This window comes from Belnapia sp. AC561 (genome assembly GCF_979252845.1).
The window spans coordinates 1-3,851 of the sequence record NZ_CEEDBP010000092.1 but is presented as its reverse complement, the minus strand read 5'-3'; the positions used below and the strand labels follow the sequence as shown (position 1 = coordinate 3,851).

General features: G+C 73.3%; 3 protein-coding genes. All 3 read right to left on the bottom strand.

What is annotated here, in order from left to right; all coding sequences use genetic code 11:
* Positions 1–71: 71 nt before the first annotated feature.
* Entirely contained in the window at positions 72–1,073 is a 1,002-nt protein-coding gene (locus tag AC0IW9_RS30095) for a Bug family tripartite tricarboxylate transporter substrate binding protein (protein ID WP_471651985.1), read from the bottom strand.
* A 39-nt stretch (positions 1,074–1,112) separates the two neighbouring features.
* Positions 1,113–2,594 (bottom strand): CYTH and CHAD domain-containing protein, encoded by a 1,482-nt coding sequence (locus AC0IW9_RS30090; RefSeq protein ID WP_471651984.1) that lies wholly within the window; start codon positions 2,592–2,594, stop codon positions 1,113–1,115.
* Positions 2,595–2,608: 14 nt separating this feature from the next.
* A partial coding sequence (locus AC0IW9_RS30085; RefSeq protein ID WP_471651983.1) for a hypothetical protein occupies positions 2,609–3,851 on the bottom strand: 1,243 nt, incomplete at its 5' end.

The following is a 3,851-nucleotide window of genomic DNA, read 5'->3' as shown; positions in this document are numbered from 1 at the left end:
CCGAGGGGCAACTGAATCACCATCGTGCAGCCCGTGGGATCACAAGCGATTCAGTCAGGCTGGAAACCGCTCTAGCCCTCGGCGGAGATATTCGCCGCTTCGACGATGCGGCGGAATTTCTCGGATTCGGTGGCGACGAAATGCCGCGACTCCGCGGCATTCATGGACTGCACCAGCAGGCCCTGCTCGGCGAATTTCGCCCGCAGCCCGGGCTCGCGCAGCAGGCCGGCGACGACGCCCTGCAGCCGGTCGACCAGCGCATCCGGCGCGGCGGCCGGCAGGAACAGGCCGAAGAAATTCACCAGCTCGTACTCGGCCAGCGCGGCATCCTCGGCGATCGCCGGCACATCGGGCAGCTGCGGCATCCGTTCGCGCGAGGTGACGCCGATGGCGCGGATCGAGCCCTCGCGGATCAGCGCCAGGCCCGAGGCAAGGCTGTTGTAGCCGAACTGCACTTGGCCCGAGGCGATGTCAACCACCGCCGGGCCGGAGCCGCGATAGGGGATATGCACCGTCTGGATCCCGGCCATGTGGTTCAACAGCGCGCCCGAGAGATGCTGCGGATTGCCGATGCCGGAGGAGGAATAGCTCAGCGCGTCCGGATGGGCGCGGGCATGCTCCACCAGCGCCGGCACGCTGCGGAAGGGCATCCGGTGGTTCGCCATGACCACCACCGGCACCTTCGCCATCACCATGATGGGGCGCAGGTCGCGCAGCGGGTCGTAGGTGATCTTGCCGCGGAACAGGTGCTGGTTGATCGCCGTCTCGCCGGAGCCGCCGAGCATCAGCGTCAGCCCGTCCGGCGGCGACTGCACCACCGCCAGCGCGCCGACCATGCCGGAGGCGCCGGAGCGGTTCTCGACGATGACCGGCTGGCCGAGGGCGGCGCGCAGCGGGTCGGCGACGAGCCGCGCGGTGATGTCCTGGCCGCCGCCGGCGGGGTAGGGGACGATAAGGCGGATGGGCCGGTCCTGGGTGGAGCGGTCCTGGGTGGGGCGGTCCTGGGCGCGGGCGAGCGGGCCGCCGAGCGCCACCGCCGGCGCGGCGAGCAGAAGGGTGCGGCGGCTGGCCATGGCGTCTCGTCTCCCCGGGGATCGTTGCCCGCCGGCAGGCTAGCCCGAAGCCTCCTTGGCCGGCGAGTCGCGTGCCGGCTCCGGCAGCGACAGCGCCCGGAAGCGGTGCCAGGCGCGCGGGATGCGCTCCAGCGCCTTGCCCTGCCGCGCCCCCGCCCAATCCCGCAGCGCGGCGATGGCCGCGGCGGGCGCCTCGCCCTCCAGCCGGGCTGCCAGCGCCGCGGCCATGGCGGCGTCGTTCAGCAGCCCGAGTTCCGCCTGCAGGGCGGCGCAGCCGGCCAGGAAGGCCCGCGCCTGCTTGCGCCGGTGCAGCGGGGCCAGGAATTCGACGCCGTAGCGCAGCCGCTTCACCGCCTTGCGCAGCGCGTGCAGTTCCTCCGGCGAGCGGTGGCGGATGCGGCGACCACGCCGACGGGTCTTCCGTGCGAGACGGTGCTCCAGCCGCGGCAGGGCGGCGGCCAGCGGGCCATCGGGGATCGGCCCGGCCTCCGCCCAGGCGGCCAGGCCCAGCATCGCCGCGCTCAGCGCCGGGCCGGCGAGTTCCTCGGCCAGGGCGCGATGGGCGGCGGCGCGGGCGGCCTCGGCGGCGGGGCGCAGCGCGGCGGCCTCCGGCACGGCGGCCAGGGTCTCGGTGCAGAAGACATCCCAGTCCCGCGCCGCGCCCAGCACCTGGCCCAGGCGGCGCAGCTCGGCGGTGAAGCGGCCGGCCGGCAGCGGGTCCAGCAGCGGGGCGAAGAGCGCCAGCGCCGCTCGCAGCCGGCGGATGCCGACCCGCAATTGGTGGACGCCCTCCACCTCGGCCGCAGCGGGCAGGTTGGCGAGAAGGCCGGCGAGGCCGGCCCCGATGATACGGCGGAAGGCCTCGGCGGCGCTTACGCCAGGCGGCAGCGCCACCTGGCCCGGCTTGGTCACGCCGCGCGGACGGCCGGTCGAAAGCCGCCAGCCGCGCTCCGCCTTGCTCTCGGCGCCCAGCGTCAGCGGCAGGCCGGATTGCAGCGCCGCCGCCAGCCCGAACAGCGGCGCGACGGGGCCGGATTTCAGCTCCAGCTCCAGCTCGAGGATCGGCTCCGCCGCCGCCCCGGCCTGGACGCTGCCGGCATCGAGGGCCACCTCGATGACGCTGCCCTCGCGCTCCAGCAGCCGCAGCCGGCGCTCGATGCGGGTGGTGAAGACCGGGGCGAACTCCGGCATGCTTCCCAGCAGCGCGGCGAGCGGCGTCTCCGCCAGCAGCGCGCGGTCCGGCGCATCGGCCTGCACCGGCCATTCCCATTCGCCGCGCTCGAAGGCCTGGCCGGCGGCATCGCGCAGCTTCAGGGTCTGCACCCGCGCCTTGCCGCGCCGGCGGATGCGCAGGCTGGCGCCCATATGCGCCAGGTCCCAGCCCGGCGTGTCGAAATAGGTGGTGACCTGCTGCTGCACCTTGGGCGTGGCCCCGCCCTGCAGCAGCGGATGCGCCGCCACCGCCTCGGCCGCCGCGGCGGGTATCAGCAGCTTGATCTCGAGCTCGGTCGGCGCGGCCATGGGCAGTCCCGGTTTCAATGCCGCACCAGCGACAGGATGATTTCGACGGCGATCAGCAGCAGGATCGCCACTTCCAGCAGTTCGGCCCGGCCGCCGGCGGCCTCGCTATGCAACGCGGCATAGGTCTCGCGGATGATCGCCAGCTTGCGGTCGACCGCGGCATTCACGTTGGGCACGCGGAACTGCTCCATCGCCGCGGCATAGACGCGGGCGAGGTAGACGTCCTCCGTCACCTGCAACGCATTGTCCACCCTTTCGGTCAGCTCGCTCACCTCGGCCACCAGCGTATGCAGGCGGCGGGCGAGGCGGGCGTAACGGCGGGAGGCCAACAGGTTGGTCCGCCGCCGTGCCGCCTCGACCAGGTCCCGCATGCGGGGCAGTTCCTCGTCCAGCATCTCGTCGTAGGTCCGCATCTCCAGCAGCTGGGCATTGGCGATCTCGAGCACGTCGGCGACATCGGTTTCGCGCTGCGGCTCGTAGATGAAGGCGCGGTCCCAGGTGAGCACCACCAGATCGTCCGGATGGTAGGAGAAGCGTTGGCGCAGCAGGTCACGGCGGGCGCCCTCGGCCAGCGGCCGGGTCTCGCCGGACAGCAGCGGCACCAGGTCGGCCTGCGCCAGCAGCGCCTCGGCGGTCAGCGGCGTGTCGAAGGCATCGACCACGGCAAGCAGGTAGTCCTCCTGCAGGGGCGCCGCGGTCGGCCGGTCCAGGGCCTCGCCCAGCAATTGGCGCAGGCGGTGCAGCAGCCCGGCCCAGACGGGTGCCTCCAGGTGCGGGCCGATGGCGAAGTCGGTCGCATTCACCAGCCCGACATACGCTGCCCAGGGCAGGTCGGCGACCGGCAGCCGCAGGGCGAAGGCGGCGATGCCGAAATCATAGAGCCGGACGCTGGCGGCAAGGCCACGGCCGGCCCCGCCGATCTCGACCGGCACCGGGCCGAGGTCGAGCTCCAGCGGCGGCACCCCGAAGGAGACCGCCTTGGCCGGGGTGCCGACCAGCCGGCTGCGCGCGCTGGTACCCTGGGCGCGGCTGGCCCAGAGCTGCTCGGCACGCTTCAGGTCGATCTCATAGGCCAGGTCGAACAGGCGCAGCGCGACGATCTGGCCGGAACGGACCCGGGGTTCGGCATCGGCCATCCAGGGCTTCCTCGGGCTTGGGGTCGCCGCTTGTAGCCGGGTCTCCCGCCCCTTGTCCGAGACATTGCGTTGCAGGATCGACCCGATGGCCCCCGGGGCTGGCGGGGCCGGGGCTGGCGGG